Below are 15,314 nucleotides of genomic sequence, written 5' to 3' on the forward strand. Positions count from 1 at the left end.
CAAATCAGGCCGCATCTCACAAAGGTGTCGGCTTGATGGCTGGATTGAACATTCTACAAGCGGTTGCGATCGCTATTCCGATAATCGAGGAGCAGGACGGATATGGTTTCCCTCTACTCACCTGAGCTTACTACCCCACGCAAGCCTAGAGCTGACGAAGTCAACCTTTCGATTCGTGGAGGCAAACGAGAACCGTCTCGGACCGCCTATGCGGACGATCAGGCGGATGCTCTCGGGTTGTACCTGGAAGAGATCGCTCGCACCTCGCTGTTATCGCCCCGGGACGAACTGTTCCTGGCGATGAAGATGGATGCGGCCCGACGGATCTTCCGACGCGAAATGCTGCGCATCGGTTATGTCGCCGACGTGGCGATTGCAGAACTGCAACAAGTTGCACAGGGCGAAAAGCGAGCCGATCGGGCGCTCGACTATTCGGTTGCCGACGACAAAGCCAAGCAGGCAATGATCAACCGATTGCCACAAAACCTGTCGACCATCGACGGCGTTCGCGCCGACATGCATGAACATTTCGCGTTGTCGTCGCGCCGATCGGTCTCTGCACGCAAACGGCGTCAATCGTTACGCATGTTCGTGCGACGTCGTGACCATTCGATCGCGTTGATCGAAGAGTTCGCGGTCCGGCTTCCCGTGATCGAGGACATGTACCACGACCTGAAGCGACGCGTGCTGCAGATCGAACGATTGGCCAAAGAAGCGGAATCGTCGAATTCGCCCGACATCAAACGTCAATACGTCCAGTCCCTGCGACCGACGCTTCATTCGCGTGCCGGACTGCAGCGGCGGATGAAACGGATCGACGAAGCTTACAATGGCTACCTGGACATCAAGAGCACGTTGGTCGAAGCCAACCTGCGGCTTGTCGTTTCGGTCGCCAAGAAATACCGCGGACGTGGTGTGTCGTTCCTGGACCTGATCCAAGAAGGCAACGCCGGTTTGATGCGAGCGGTTGAGAAGTTCGAATATCGACGTGGTTTCAAACTGTCGACCTACGCAACCTGGTGGATTCGCCAAGCGATCGGCCGTGGCGTCGCGGAACAGGGACGAGCTGTCCGCGTTCCCGCACAGGTCATCAGCGAACTGAACGAACTGTCGCGAGTGAAGACAAAGTTCTTCCAACAAACCGGACGACGCGCATCGAAAAACGAACTGGCTCAGCTGACCAACACGTCGACCGATCGTTTGGCCGTGCTAGAACGAGTCGCCGAGACACCGATCAGCCTGAACCAAAGTGTGCATGGCGGGACCCAACAGGAGTTCGGCAACTTGCTGCCCGACCGCAGCGACGAGTCCCCGCCGGAAAGCGCCGATGCGAACGACCTGAAGGACCGATGTTCACAGCTGCTGTCTGTATTGGGAGATCGCGAACGGCAAATTTTGTTGATGCGTTACGGATTCGGAACTCACTTCCCGCACACGCTGGCCGAAGTGGCCAATGTATTTCGGCTCAGCCGTGAACGGGTTCGGCAGATCGAACGTGCCGCGATCATCAAACTGAAAGGGTCCGAAGTGTCCGAGCACTTGGCAGAGTTCTTGAACTAGTTGGTCCAACGGTTGCCGGTCGCGATCATGGCGACAACCGCCCCGGCAGCCGCGCCGATCCATACGTCTTTACTGTCCACGCCCAGCCAGCACCGAATCGCTGCTTACCAGCAGGCGCTCAGAAGTGTCGCCCAGAGTACGGCAGATGACCGAGGCGTGCCGGGCCCCGGCGTGATTCGTTCTCGCAGACGCTGCGAGGGGCGAAGTGGGACCTAGAGTCCGAAGTCGGCGAACCCGCCGTCCTGCAATCGCACCATCAATTTGATCAGGTCAACAGGATTGCCAAGGTGCAGCGCCTTCATTGTTGAGTTACGCGAATTTTCGATCGTCTTTTCGGAGACATGAAAATTCTCGGCGATCGCTTTGATGCGTTCGCCACGCGCCACCCATACAGCAATCTCTTGATCGCGTTGCTTTAGAGTCTCGTAGATCGCCCAAGATCGTCCCAGCGGAAGCAGACGCTCGCGACGTTCACTGACGTTGACGCCAATCAAACGGCTGATCCCGATGATCGCATGCCGCGGGTGCCCAAGTCCAAGTAGCGATCCCTTGAAGGTTCGCAGACTAAGCGAATGGCCTTTGGTGTCGTGATAGGGGTGGATGAACATCACGTCATCGGCACCAGAGAGCACTAGCAGGTCCGAACTGCGGGCCGCGGTGACTAGATCTTCGTTCAGATACGCCGCTGTCGATCGACCGGTGGGGTCGGTCCCTGGGGCGAACAGATTGATGTAGCCACGGTTGCACACCAACATCGTGCCATCCGCAGCCTTGATGTAGACCGAATCGCTGTTGGTTTCCAACAGTGGAAGCAGCGGGGCGTTGGCCGTGATTGCTTTGCGAACCCGATTGGTCAGGTCCATGCAAGACGAATAGAACGCGACCGCATCGTCGTCTTGCGGTATCAGAGAATGGATGACTGCGGGCAAGTGATGCCCCCTGGATTCAGGGTGAATTGCATCGTTGGCCGCAAGCGTCCCTTTTTGCCTAACGACGTTCGAAAAATGTAGTGACTCGGCAAGCCGAAAGGGGCAGTTCCGAACTTGCCGAGCACTACAAAGGACTTCACTGGGGCACTAGCGAAGTCCTCCATAGGCAGCGGAATGAACCGCCACCTAATGGAAGTATCGCACAAACTTACGGCATACCGCAACCGAACTTGCGACTTTCCGAATCTTGTTTCGGCTGTTTCTGCCCCCCAACCCTTCCAACGGGCCACACACGGCGGTGGACGGCTCACCTGAGGGTCCTGCAACCCCGCTAACAGCCACTAAGGAGAATATCGATCCCATACAACAGTCAGGCCTGCGCACAAATCCCAATAACCCGCACACTCGCGCTGGTCCCACCTGACTTCTCTTATGTTCACCCATTTTGACTCACTGGGCGGACATCGTTGCCCGGATAGGTCGGCAGGATCGTGTTAACAACGACGACGGAGTCACTTGCTGGGTGATACGGGGGACCAAATCCTCCTCCACGAGACGACTTGCCGGGTGACGGAAATATTTGCTATCTCCAACAAACAGCCGGCGGCCCCGCTTTGCCGTCTGCTAGCCCAGCGGACTTCCAGACGGCGTTGATCGCTGCGTCGGCTGCGTACCGTCACGCGATCGAGAACCTGCCATGCTACGCCCCCAACCGCCGCTGAGACGTCTCCTGATGTCCACCGTCCTGGCATGTGGCGTCGTTTCCGAAGCGGCTAGCCAGACGCCTGAATACCGTCTGCCTCTCGGCCCCCCGATCAATCAAGGCCAAGCCGTCGTGCTGGATCCCGGGACTTCCACGGACCAACTGCCGCTGCGTTACGGCGTGTCAGGGCAAAGTCTGTTTGCACCATCGACGGACCCGTTGATTGTCCCCGGCCCCCCCAGCCCACCGTCCGAGTTTGGGCCGCTGATCGATTCATCCCTGCTAGGTCGCCCCGGTCTAGATCCCGAGCTACCCATCGAGCGTTTTCGCCGCAGTTTCTACCAGGGCAGTGAAGTCCTGGGCGGATACCTGTGGGACACCGGCGGTGGCCCTTCGGGGTTGAACCAGACTTTTGAAGAGGCTCGCGTCAGCTTTGGACTTCCGCTGGGATCGATGGATAACATCCTAGGGATGCAGCCCTTTTTTCGCGTGGATCACTTCGACGGTCCGGAAACAATCGATCTGCCGGGACAGGTCTACAACACCGGGGTGAACTTTCTGAATCAAAAGCAGTGGTCCGACGCTTTCTCCACCACGCTGATCCTGTCGCCATCGGCAAGAACCGATTTCGAGTCATCCGACAGTGCGTTTCGGCTGTTTGGATTGTTCCTGCTGAATTGGCAGGTACGCCGCGATCTGAAGGTGTCCGTTGGCGCCGTCTACTTTGATCGAGACGACTTTAATTGGTTGCCCGCGATCGGGCTTATCTACCGCCCGACGCCATGGTGGAAACTGGATCTAACGATGCCACGCCCGCGTCTGGCCCGCCGGCTTTGGCGAGACGGGCAAAACGGCGAAGGATGGGCCTACATCGGCGGCGGTATCGGCGGGAACACCTGGGCCGTCCAGCGATCCGACGGGACCCAAGATGAACTGACCGTCCGTGCCTTCGAATTGTTAGCCGGTTACGAGTCGATTGTTGTCGGCAACCGAGGGATCACGCTGGAAGCCGGTTACGCGATGGGACGCAGCATCGAATACGAACGCCAAGACATCGAGATCGACCTGGGCGACGGCGTGATCGTCCGAGCAAACTGGCGATTCTGACTCGGGTTACCCTCCCCGTCGTTCAGCCGCGCGCCCACCGGACCGCGCGTTGCAGCCGCACAAGCGCGCTGGGCGTTGCCCAAGTGGTTAAACGAACCAACCGCGCTGGGCGTTGCCCATGCGGTGCGCACGATCCAACGCGCACGCCCACCGTCGTTTAACCGCGTGCCCAGCGGGCCGCGCGTCTCAGCCGCACCAAGCGCGCTGGGCGTTGCCCAAGCGGTGCGGGCGATCCAACGCGTACACCCACCATCGTTTAACCGCGTGCCCAGCGGGCCGCGCGTCTCAGCCGCACAAACGCGCTGGGCGTTGCCCAAGCGGTTAAACGAACCAACGCGTACACCCACCATCGTTTAACCGCGTGCCCAGCGGGCCGCGCGTTGCAGCCGCACAGGCGCGCTGGGCGTTGCCCAAGCGGTTAAACGAACCAAGCGCGCTGGGCGTTGCCCAAGCGGTGCGGGCGATCCAACGCGTACACCCACCGTCGTTTAACCGCGTGCCCAGCGAGACTGTGAATAATTGGCCGGTTGTGGCTTGACGCCGTGTTTTTGAAGTGGTTTTTCAAAAATTTTGGATTGCCGGTCGTCGTCAAAGTTTCAGGTTGAAGCTTCGGTGGTTCTTTTGTCTTGGTGGATCGCTTTGAAGCTTCGTTGGACGCGATGCGTCCAACGATTGGAGACCGGAGGCCAACCTCAAGGCGTCGCAGTACAGGATTGCCTCATCAGTGTTTGTAAAAATCCTAGGTTGTTCAATCGATTGAAGTTGTTCACCAGCACGTGCCAAAGCGTTTGGGCCATTGCTTTCTTCTGGCCACGAACCCGGAACTGATGAAGACCGCGATTACGACATTCCGCGTTGGGAAATTCAGCTATCGATGGACGTCGTCTCAACATCTCCTGCGCCTCGGGTGTCCCCATCCTCTTTCGATACCTCGCCATCGCGTCGCTATCGCCCGGCTTGCTCGCATGGGGATCCTTGCCGTTAGCGACTTGTCTTTTGATGTCCTTCAGTGGACCGTAAACCTCCGTCCCCGCAGCGTCCATCGCTTCGATATCGCTCGCTTTGGTGAACCCGCCGTCGACCAAGTAGTGTGCCGGCGTCACCCCATAGGTGCGGCAGATCGACTCGTACATCGGAAGCATCTCACCTTGATCGCTGCCCTGATTGTCAACGCTCACGCCGACGACAATTCGAGAGTCGCCGTCGCTGGCGAATTGGACGTTATAGGCGGGGCGAAAACCGCCGTCTCCCATCTTCATCCGCGCCGCTTCGGGGTCCGTTGTGGAGGCTCGTGGGGTCGACTTGCTTTTGCGTGATCGTTTCTCTTTACGACGTCGCTCAAGTTCTTTGAGGTTCTCTTGAGCCGCCTTGATACGCTCGAGTCGTTCGTCGGCAGCACGCTTGCGGGCGGCCTGTTCGGCCCGAGTTGCCGCGGCAGCTTCCTCGTCGGATCGCTCGGCGAGTTCCTTTACATAGTCTTCGGCAACCTCTTGCATCTGTTGGAGCGTCGATTCGGACCGAAACGAACTGCTGCCGGCCGAGGCACGCACCCGCATGCCATCCTGCCCGATGGTATCCAACGTGATCAGTTTTTCGCTCAGCAGCACGGCGATCGAGTCGCTAAGCAACTTCTCGAGATACTCGGCGTTGCCGCTGCGAAAGTCGCTCAGGGTGTGATGATTAACCGTGACATCGCCGCAGATCCACAGGTAGTGGAAGTCGCGGGTGGTCAAATCGCTCAAACGGCGGGCGCTACTGATCCCTTCGAGCGTTGCGTAGAACCACAGGGCGAAGAGGATTCGCGGATCGATCGGGGTGCGACCACGACCATCTACTTTCGATTTAATCTTCTCGTAAAGCGGTCCGAGGTCGAGCGATTCGCAGTACTGCCATACCAAACGAACGCGGTGCTCGCGGGCCACCATCTGGTCAAGCGAATAGAACCGCATCTCAACTTGGCTGCGTTCGGGGCGGTGGGTGCGAGCGGAACCACGCTGCTGAGCATCGGTTGGAATTTTCATGCAAATAATTTAGCCCCATGCAGAAATCCAACAAGCCAAAACTCAATTATTCACAGCCTCAGCGGGCCGCGCGTTGCAGCCGCACCGGCGCGCTGGGCGTTGCCCAAGCGGTTAAACGAACGAAACGCGCTGGGCGTTGCCCGAGCGGTGCGGGCGATCCAACGCGCACGCCCACCGTCGTTTAACCGCGTGCCCAGCGGGCCGCGCGTTGCAGCCGCACAGGCGCGCTGGGCGTTGCCCAAGCGGTGCGCGTGATCCAACGCGCACGCCCACCGTTGTTTAACCGCGTGCCCAGCGGGCCGCGCGTCTCAGCCGCACCGGCGCGCTGGGCGTTGCCCAAGCGGTTAAACGAACGAAACGCGCTGGGCGTTGCCCAAGCGGTGCGGGCGATCCAACGCGCACGCCCACCATCGTTTAACCGCGTGCCCAGCGGGCCGCGCGTTGCAGCCGCACAGGCGCGCTGGGCGTTGCCCAAGCGGTTAAACGATCCAAACGCGCTGGGCGTTGCCCAAGCGGTGCGGGCGAACCAAGCGCGCTGGGCGTTGCCCATGCGGTGCGGGCGATCCAACGCGTACACTCGTCGTCGATTATCCGCGCGGCTCAGCCGCACCTACGGCAGGCTCGACGATGCGACGCGACGTTGCGGATCGCTTCATGCTACCAACCGTCAGGTCCGATCAGGGCGTGAAGACTTACGTTTCCACGCTGCTGATTGAACCGACGTCCCTAGCGGATCCCGTGCATCATTCGTTTGATGATCGGTGAAATCAGCAATGCGATCGCGGCGACGACAAACGAGATGATCGCAATCTGAGCGAACACGCTGGTGTAGTTCAACAGGTTGGCGGCGCTGGCGGTGGCAGCCTCATCCGCACTCGCCCCGGTGATCCATCGAGCTAGGCTGGCCATCACGCTTGGCTCTGCGACGACTTCGGCCACCGCTTCGCTAGCTTCCCCCTCCCCATGTCCGCCGCCGGTCGTCAATTTGGCAATCAAGCCGGCGATATAGTGAGCGAAGGAGGACGATAGGAACCAGACGCCCATCATGAACGCGACCAACTTGGCAGGCGACAACTCCGTCACCTTGGAAAGCCCAATCGGCGATAGGAACAATTCGCCCGACGTGATCAACAGGTAGCCCACCAACAAAAAGATCATGCCGACTTTGCCCTCGTCGTCCATGAAGCGGGCGCTCAACGCGAACACCAGGAACCCTACCCCAAGCTGGCCAATCCCCAACCCGAACTTGATCATCGTGTTGGGATTCATCTTTTTGGATTCCAGCTTGTTCCACATCATGGAAAAGGGAATCGCGAGGGCGACGATATAGAAAGGGTTGATCGCATTGGTCTGCGAAGCGTTCAGCCCTACCAATCGAACCTGTTCTTCGGCGAACAGTGTCAGCGAACTACCGGCCTGTTCAAAGAACGCCCAAAACACGGTCACGAAGAACGTCAAAACGACGACCACGATCAATCGATCGCGAGTGATTTTGTCGCTGACGACGCAAACGTACGTCAGATAGACCAGCACCAAAATCAGCAGCGAAATCAACAGGAACTGCAACAACCCGGTGCTGCCAAACACCGTCAACTCACTCTTGCTGACCAACATCGCAAACAGCGGCACGCTTAGGAACGACAAGGCGTAGACCAGGTAGCGAACATTGATTCCACCCAAATTTTTGCTGGCGTAGGCAAGCGGCTGTTCCCCCTGTTCGCCATAGATCCCTTTGACCCGCCCATACCAAAACACAAGCAACCCGATGAACATCCCAATCCCGGCCGCACTGAACCCGTAGTGCCAACCGTAGTTTTCACCGAGGTACCCACAGGCCAGTGGTGCCATGAAGGCCCCCAGATTGATGCCCAGATAAAAGATCGTGAACCCGCCATCGCGACGCGTGTCACCTTCGCGGTAGAGCCCGCCGACCAACGACGAGATATTTGGCTTGAAGAACCCGTTGCCGATAATCAGCAGGCCCAACGACAGATAGAAGATCGATTCGCTTTCGAACGCCATCGTGAAGTGACCGATGGTCATCAACAGAGCGCCCAACATGATCGAATTTTTGTGACCGATCACACGGTCAGCAATCATGCCGCCCAAGGCAGGCGTGAAATAGACCAGCGATCCATACGCCGCATAGATCTCGTAGGCGATCGTCTTTCCGTCCGCCACATCCTTGAACAACTCGGTCGCCAGGTACAACGTCAGCAGCGCCCGCATCCCGTAAAAACTGAACCGTTCCCACAACTCGGCAAAGAACAAGAAGAACAGACCGGTGGGATGCCCCATGATCTCACCGCCCGGTGCAAACGCGCCCTCACCGGCGGCGGAGTCCAATTCGGCGGGAACATCGTCTTGTCGATCTGTCATGCTGTCGGTACTCGTGTCGAGACAAAAGGGGCGAGACTAAGGACTGAGCGGAAAATTAGTGCACGTTCCCCATTGGTGCTAAGTAACCGATGGGCCGGTTCCCAGCAGAAGGGGGCGGACACTTTTTTCTCGCACGATACAAAGGTGGATCGTCACAGCGATACCATCGCCAACCAGATTCCATTGGCACAGATTCGAATGTTCAGTAGCACGGCAGCGCAGCCGAGTCGGGCAATTTCTAGTCGTCTACTCGTCTGATCGTCTACTCGTCTGATCGTCTACTCGTCTACTCGTCTGATCGGGCGGTCTCAGGTGCCCCGACCAAAATGGCGTCGCGGCCATCATGATAGTAGACTCGATTTCGCCCGATATTTTTAGCCGCGTACAATGCCTCGTCCGCGCGCCGCAGCACCGGCGCGACAATCACATCTTCACGGGGCTCGCTTAGCCCCACGCTGATCGTCACTTTGATCTGTTTTGTGCCCGCTTGCATGGGATGGTCTGCGACGTGCTTTCGAAGCTCGTTCATGGTGGCCGCGGCAACACGCAACGGGCCGTCCATGATCGCCGCAAACTCCTCGCCACCGAATCGCGCGACCATCAACGAACCGTCCAACTGTGTACGCAGGACGGACGCCAACTGCTTCAGCACCTGGTCACCCGCTTGGTGCCCGTAGTTGTCGTTGATCAATTTGAACTTATCGATGTCAATCAAGGCGATCACGAAAGTCCGGCCGCCGGAACGATACGCGGTGAAGACTTCTTCCATCCGGGTATCCAGAGCCCGCCGGTTGAACAACCCCGTCAATCCATCGGTACGAGCTTCGGTCAGGTACGACGCGATTTGGCGAGTCTGTTTTTCCAACTGTTTCTCGGCTTCATCCAGCCTGGTCTGAAGATCGCCGTTGGTCTGCATGATCTGTTGCAGCAGAGTCATCACACGCAGGTCCGTGGACGACGAATTCCCGCCCTTTTCGACCGCGTCGCTTAGCCGCCCCAACTGGTCCTGATAATCGCTGACGTTGCCGGAGTACTCGTTGGTCCAGGACCCAAGCTCGGCTAACAATTGGACCAATCGCTCGCGATCCCCCTCGCTAAGCTGATTCTCGCTAAGCCGCGCGTACTTTCGCTGGCCGATTCGGAATCCGATCAATCCCCCCACCAGCAACACGAACATCGCCAAAACGACTCCAGCGATTAACGGCGTGACAGTCGTGGCGATCGGCATGTTGCAGAACCGGAAATGATCGAACGATCGATTCACCAGCGGTCAATGGCGGTGAACCGGTACGGGGGAAGAATGAAGCGTGCGAAACGCACTGTCAGCCCAGATCGACTGGCACGCCAACGCTTGGTCGCGGCGTGCCTCTGATCGGGAACTGGAACGGCAAAACGGATCAGGCGATGATCTGGTCAGGCGAGAACGACAATTCTTCACCACGGGCAATCACCACCAACCCACTTTCGGTCACGGTAAATCCGCGCGCCCGGTCCGCATCGGGATCGTAACCAATTTCGGTCTCCGGCGGGATCCGCACCCCCTTATCGACGATCACGCGGCGAAGCCGACAACGGCGGCCCACCTCGACCTCGTCAAACAGGATGCAATCTTCGACCGTCGCGTAAGAATTGATTCGGACGTTCGGCCCCAACACGCTGCGAGCGACACTGCCACCGGAAACGATTGCACCCTGACAGACGATTGAATCCAGAGCTTCGCCGCGGCGGGTCGTCGGACCACCCTCGCTACCGAAAACGAACTTCGGCGGTGGCAACATCGGTTGATGAGCCCGGATCGGCCACTGATTGTCGTACAGATTCAATTGCGGATCGACGTCGATCAAATCCATCGTGGCTTCGAAATACGCTTCGATCGTACCGACGTCACGCCAATAAGCATCGCCCTTGCGATTTTCGTCCATGAACGGGAACGAGAAGACTTTGTACTTGTTGATCGCATCGGGAATGATGTTCTTGCCAAAGTCATGGTCACTGTCTTCGAACGTCGCGTCATCGCAAAGTTGCTCGTACAGGAACCGGGCGTTGAACACATAGATCCCCATCGATGCCATGTAGGCATCGGGGTCTTCGGGGGTCGAAATCGGATTCTCTGGTTTCTCTTGGAACCCGACGACACGGTGGTCGACGTCCGCTTGGATGACACCAAACTGCTTGGCCTCTTCCCGACTGACTCGCAATGTTCCGATCGTGATGTCCGCATCCATCTTGCGATGAAACTCGATCATCGGCTGATAGTTCATCTTGTAGATATGGTCGCCACCTAAGATGACGACATCGCGCGGCTTTTCGCGTTCAATCGCGTAGATGTTCTGGTACACCGCGTCGGCAGTGCCCTGATACCAATTGTCCGCAAACCGCTGTTGCGGTGGCACGACGTCGATGAACTCGCCCAGTTCGCGGCAAAAATAGTTGCGCCAGGCCAGGTTGATGTGCCGGTCTAGCGACTGAGCCTTGTACTGGGTCAACAACAGGATCTTTCGCATCCCGCTGTTGAGACAATTGCTGAGGACGAAGTCAACGATGCGATAGAGTCCACCGAAAGGGACTGCCGGCTTCGCTCGATCGCGTGTCAACGGCTCTAACCGAGAGCCACGTCCACCTGCCAAAATCACCGTTAATGTTTCTCGCATCCAATCCTTGCTCCGTGCGTACTCAATGCCATCAAATAAGTTACCACATCGCGTGACAACGGTGCGATAGCGAAGAAAAGAATTGGTCTATCGTTTGCTAGCGCTACAATGCAGGTGACGGTGCTGTCGCGATGGCAGCGGGTGCCGTTGCCGATGACTCAATTGCTTGTCCGAGTAGGAGAAACCTTCGATGCAGAACTTGTGGAAAAGTACAACCTTTGCACTGGCCGCCATGCTGGTCGGATCTCTGGTCACCGGCGTGGTGATGTCGCTACCGCATAATTTGCAAAATGAAGCGATTGGGCAAGGTACAGTGACTACCCCGCGTTCAGCGGCGGACGCTGGCCGAGCTGTCCAGAAACAAAACCTGACCACCGCCGACAATTTGTCCAGCGCCTTTCGAAACGTCGCCGAGGCGTTGAAACCGAGCGTTGTCAGCATCAGCACCAAGCAAGTTCAAATGGTCCGCACCCGCGGCGGCCGCGTCCCCCAAGGCGTGCCACCTGGATTCGAAGAACTCTTCGGCGGCGGACAACCACAGATCCAGGAACGCGAAGCCAGCGGAATGGGCAGCGGCGTGATCGTCCGCCCCGATGGCTATATTCTGACCAACAACCACGTCATCGAGGGCGCCGACGAATTGACGGTCGAATTTTCCGATGGACGAATCGAAAAGGGCACGGTCGTCGGCACCGATCCGCAAACCGATTTGGCGGTCGTGAAGGTCGAACTGGTGGGCCTGCGTCCAGCGATATTCGGGAGCAGCGACGAAATCCAAGTCGGCGATTGGGTGCTGGCAATCGGCAGCCCGTTCGGACTGGACCAAACGGTGACCGCCGGGATCATCAGCGGCAAAAACCGAGTCCAACGGATCATTGCCGACGGAAACGGGTTCGAGGACTTTCTGCAGACCGACGCGGCCATCAACCCCGGCAATTCGGGCGGACCGCTGGTGAACCTGCGTGGTGAATTGGTCGGCATCAACACGGCCATCCTGTCACGCAGCGGTGCCAGTGCAGGGATCGGCTTCGCCATCCCTGTCTCGTTGGCCCGTCCGGTCTTGGAACAGATCGTCGAAACAGGCCAGGTCCGGCGCGGGTTCCTCGGTGCGGCCGTCGTCGACGTCACTCCCGAAGCGGTCGACAACTACGCCCTGGACGTTCGCATTGGCGGATTCATCGGCAGCGTGCTGGAGAATCAACCGGCTGCCAAGTCCGGCCTACAACCGGGGGACGTGGTCACCAAACTGGACGGCCGCAAATGCACCGGTGGCACCCAGCTTCGCAACTACGTCGCCAGCCGAGCACCGGGCACTCTGGTCAAGATGGAGGTCAATCGCGGCGGCAAGATCCTGAACCTGGCAGTCACCCTAGGGGAACGGACCGAGGAAACGATGGCGATGTTCAGCGGTTTCGCGGAACGATTTGGTGCCGATCTGATTCCGGTGACCCCCGAATCGGCCCAGCAATACGGTTACCCGGGACTCCGCAGCGGACTGATCGTCAGCAGTGTCCAAGACGAAGGGATCGCAGCGGACGCTGATCTGCAAGTCGGTGACGTGATCGAATCCGCCTCCGGCACCCAACTGACCAGCCCGGATCAACTGGAGAAAGCCTTCGGCCAATCCCAGAAGTCCGGTCAACCGCTGCGGCTGATCGTTCGCCGTGGAAACCAACGGGTGATGCTGGTCCTGCGCTAGATTCGCTGGCCAGCAGGCTCGCCGGTGTCCGGGGGTGTCCCACCACAGACGCCCCCGTCTGCGGCGATCGCGGTGCGAGTGCAGCAAAAATCGCCGGATGGCTTTTGCCACCGGCAATCTCCCCATCTTTGCTGCCACCGGCAATCGCGGCACGTTCCCGCATCGCGACCAGTCCCCGGGGCGTCGCCAGCGGCATTTGCGGTTGTCGGCCGATTCCAGTCCGGTACATTCGACTGGATGAGCACTTCGACCCAACGCCCGCTGCCGACGATCCGCCAACTGCCCCCGAACCTGGTCAACCAGATCGCTGCGGGGGAGGTCATCGAACGGCCCGCTTCGGTGGTCAAAGAACTGGTCGAAAACAGCATCGATGCAGGTTCCCATCGGATCGAAGTCACGATCGCTGGCGGGGGAACGGAGTTGATCCGGATTTCGGACGATGGCTGCGGGATGACGCCGGAACAGTTGCCGCTTGCGATCGCGTCCCACGCCACCAGCAAACTGCCCGACGACGATTCGCTGTTCAGTGTTCGGACACTGGGGTTTCGCGGGGAAGCCTTGGCTTCGATCGGCAGCGTTTCGCACATGACAATCCGCAGCCGAACCGTCGGGGACGATAGCGGCAGCGAAGTGCAGGTCCGTGGTGGAGTGATCGAACCGCCGGCCCCCTGTGGTTGCCCAGTCGGCACGGTGATTGAAATCAAGAATCTGTTTTTCAACACGCCGGTGCGTCACCGTTTTTTAAAAACAGCCACCACCGAACGAGGGCACATCGTCGAAGCCTTCACGCGATTGGCACTGGCCAATCCCCAAGTCCACTTTGTTTTGATCAACAACGACAAGGTGGTCTACGACCTGCCGACGTCGACAAGATGGTCCGATCGTATCGGCGCATTTTTTGGCGACGAGATCGCCAGCGTCTTGATCCCGATCCGTGACGTCGACGACCAAGTTCGAATCAGCGGCTATGTCTGTGATCCGTCGGTCAGCCGCGGAAACAACCGGATGCAGTACCTGTTCCTGAACGGGCGGCATATCCGTGACCGTTCGCTGCAACACGCTTTGGGCGAAGCCTATCGCGGCTTGCTGATGGTCGGTCGCTTTCCCGTCTGCTTTCTGCGGATGGACATGCCACCGGAACTGATCGACGTCAACGTTCACCCGACCAAGCTAGAAGTTCGTTTCACCGATGGCGGCAAAGTCTATGCACGATTGTTGCAGACGCTGCGTCATCAGTTCCTGCGGACCGACATGACGCAGCGTGTCGGCCCGGGATCGCCGTCGGACGATGCGCCGCAGTCTTCCATCGCGTCGGCCATCCAACCACCGGCTGGATCCGCCGAACAATCCGAACAACTGCAGCGACAATCGGTGATTGATTGGGCCCGCACCGGCACACAGACGCCAACAACCACGACCAATGCTTTGCCGGCGACCGGCACACCCGCATTCCAACCGTTCAGCAATGGCACCGCTTCCCTGCCAAACCATGCGTCGATGCCCAGCACCGGCCAAGCCGGCGGCGAGATCGCGCACGGACCGATGCCTACCGCCATGCCGTCGCCGTCCGGCCAACCGGCATCGGACCTAGCGCCATGGGAAATTGCCGGCAAGCAAGAATCGGAATCGGGACTGCCGGAATCGCCCAGCGTTTGCTATTTGGGTTTTCAAGTCCACAACCGATACCTGGTGACCCAAGACGAAACCGGAATGGTCGTGATCGACCAACACGCGTTGCACGAACGCGTGCTGTATGAACGGGTCTGCAACAAGGTGTTGGGGGAAGGCAAGTCCCTAGAAGCACAGCGTTTGCTGGTGCCGGAACCGGTTTCGCTAACACCGGCTGAACGGACCGCCGCCTTGGACGCCAAAGAAACGCTGGCCAAAGTGGGGCTGGAGATCGACGACTTTGGCGGCGAGACCATCGTCATCCAGTCGTATCCGGCCATGCTGCGAAACGGTTCACCAGCCGACATGTTGCGGACGGTGTTGGAAGCCTTGATTTCGGCAGGGAAACAGCCCGACGCCAAAGACTTGCTGAACCACCTGTTGTCGACGATCGCCTGCAAAGCGGCCGTGAAAGCGGGCGACCCACTGGCGCCGGAAGAGATCGTCAGCTTGTTGGAACAGAAGGATCTGTATCACGACACGCACCATTGCCCGCACGGACGTCCCACGGCTCTGTTTTTCAGCCGCGACGAATTGGACCGCATGTTCGGGCGGCTAGGGCCTCGCGGACGAAGCTAGAACTTCGTTGCCGCAGAC

9 protein-coding genes are annotated in these 15,314 nt (G+C 58.7%); 4 read left to right on the forward strand and 5 right to left on the reverse strand.

The genetic code is table 11. The annotated features are described in order from the left end of the window. Window positions 1-102 precede the first annotated feature (102 nt). Window positions 103-1,560 carry an RNA polymerase sigma factor RpoD/SigA gene (locus K227x_RS19370; RefSeq protein WP_145172090.1) on the forward strand — a complete coding sequence of 486 codons (1,458 nt, stop codon included), beginning with the start codon at window positions 103-105 and terminating at the stop codon, window positions 1,558-1,560. 212 nt (window positions 1,561-1,772) lie between these two features. Here K227x_RS19370 and K227x_RS19375 read toward each other — a convergent pair whose 3' ends face one another. Beyond that, a complete protein-coding gene (locus K227x_RS19375; RefSeq protein ID WP_145172092.1) occupies window positions 1,773-2,489 on the reverse strand; it encodes a PAS and helix-turn-helix domain-containing protein in 717 nt (238 codons plus the stop codon). Window positions 2,490-3,186: 697 nt separating this feature from the next. Between K227x_RS19375 and K227x_RS19380 the strand changes: the two genes are divergently transcribed. Continuing rightward, entirely contained in the window at window positions 3,187-4,299 is a 1,113-nt protein-coding gene (locus K227x_RS19380; protein ID WP_145172093.1) for a TonB-dependent receptor, read from the forward strand. 692 nt (window positions 4,300-4,991) lie between these two features. Here K227x_RS19380 and K227x_RS19385 read toward each other — a convergent pair. From K227x_RS19385 to glgC, 4 genes are all read right to left on the reverse strand, one after another. Then, complete coding sequence (locus tag K227x_RS19385) at window positions 4,992-6,320, reverse strand: IS1182 family transposase (RefSeq protein ID WP_145169287.1); 1,329 nt, start codon at window positions 6,318-6,320, stop codon at window positions 4,992-4,994. Window positions 6,321-7,046: 726 nt separating this feature from the next. Further along, window positions 7,047-8,699 (reverse strand): peptide MFS transporter, encoded by a 1,653-nt coding sequence (locus K227x_RS19390; protein WP_145172095.1) that lies wholly within the window; start codon window positions 8,697-8,699, stop codon window positions 7,047-7,049. Between the two features lie 286 nt (window positions 8,700-8,985). Then, on the reverse strand, window positions 8,986-9,963 hold the full coding sequence (locus K227x_RS19395) for a GGDEF domain-containing protein (protein WP_246145934.1): 978 nt from the start codon (window positions 9,961-9,963) through the stop codon (window positions 8,986-8,988). Between the two features lie 133 nt (window positions 9,964-10,096). After that, window positions 10,097-11,377: a glucose-1-phosphate adenylyltransferase gene (gene glgC / locus K227x_RS19400; protein ID WP_261343460.1), complete on the reverse strand. Its 1,281-nt coding sequence runs from the start codon at window positions 11,375-11,377 to the stop codon at window positions 10,097-10,099. A gap of 163 nt (window positions 11,378-11,540) precedes the next feature. Here glgC and K227x_RS19405 point away from each other — a divergent pair, with 163 nt between their 5' ends. Next, window positions 11,541-13,049, forward strand: coding sequence for a Do family serine endopeptidase (locus tag K227x_RS19405; protein ID WP_145172101.1), 1,509 nt, complete (start codon window positions 11,541-11,543; stop codon window positions 13,047-13,049). 237 nt (window positions 13,050-13,286) lie between these two features. Then, window positions 13,287-15,296, forward strand: coding sequence for a DNA mismatch repair endonuclease MutL (gene mutL, locus K227x_RS19410; protein ID WP_145172103.1), 2,010 nt, complete (start codon window positions 13,287-13,289; stop codon window positions 15,294-15,296). Window positions 15,297-15,314 lie beyond the last annotated feature (18 nt).

It is taken from the genome of Rubripirellula lacrimiformis (assembly GCF_007741535.1).
Classification (GTDB): domain Bacteria; phylum Planctomycetota; class Planctomycetia; order Pirellulales; family Pirellulaceae; genus Rubripirellula; species Rubripirellula lacrimiformis.

Bases quoted from the DNA above. Each gene is read 5' to 3' on its own strand.
- K227x_RS19390 (WP_145172095.1), bottom strand. From the start codon at position 8,699: ATGACAGATCGACAAGACGATGTTCCCGCCGAATTGGACTCCGCCGCC.
- K227x_RS19370 (WP_145172090.1), top strand. From the start codon at position 103: ATGGTTTCCCTCTACTCACCTGAGCTTACTACCCCACGCAAGCCTAGA.
- K227x_RS19385 (WP_145169287.1), bottom strand. From the start codon at position 6,320: ATGAAAATTCCAACCGATGCTCAGCAGCGTGGTTCCGCTCGCACCCAC.
- K227x_RS19380 (WP_145172093.1), top strand. From the start codon at position 3,187: ATGCTACGCCCCCAACCGCCGCTGAGACGTCTCCTGATGTCCACCGTC.
- mutL (WP_145172103.1), top strand. From the start codon at position 13,287: ATGAGCACTTCGACCCAACGCCCGCTGCCGACGATCCGCCAACTGCCC.
- K227x_RS19405 (WP_145172101.1), top strand. From the start codon at position 11,541: ATGCAGAACTTGTGGAAAAGTACAACCTTTGCACTGGCCGCCATGCTG.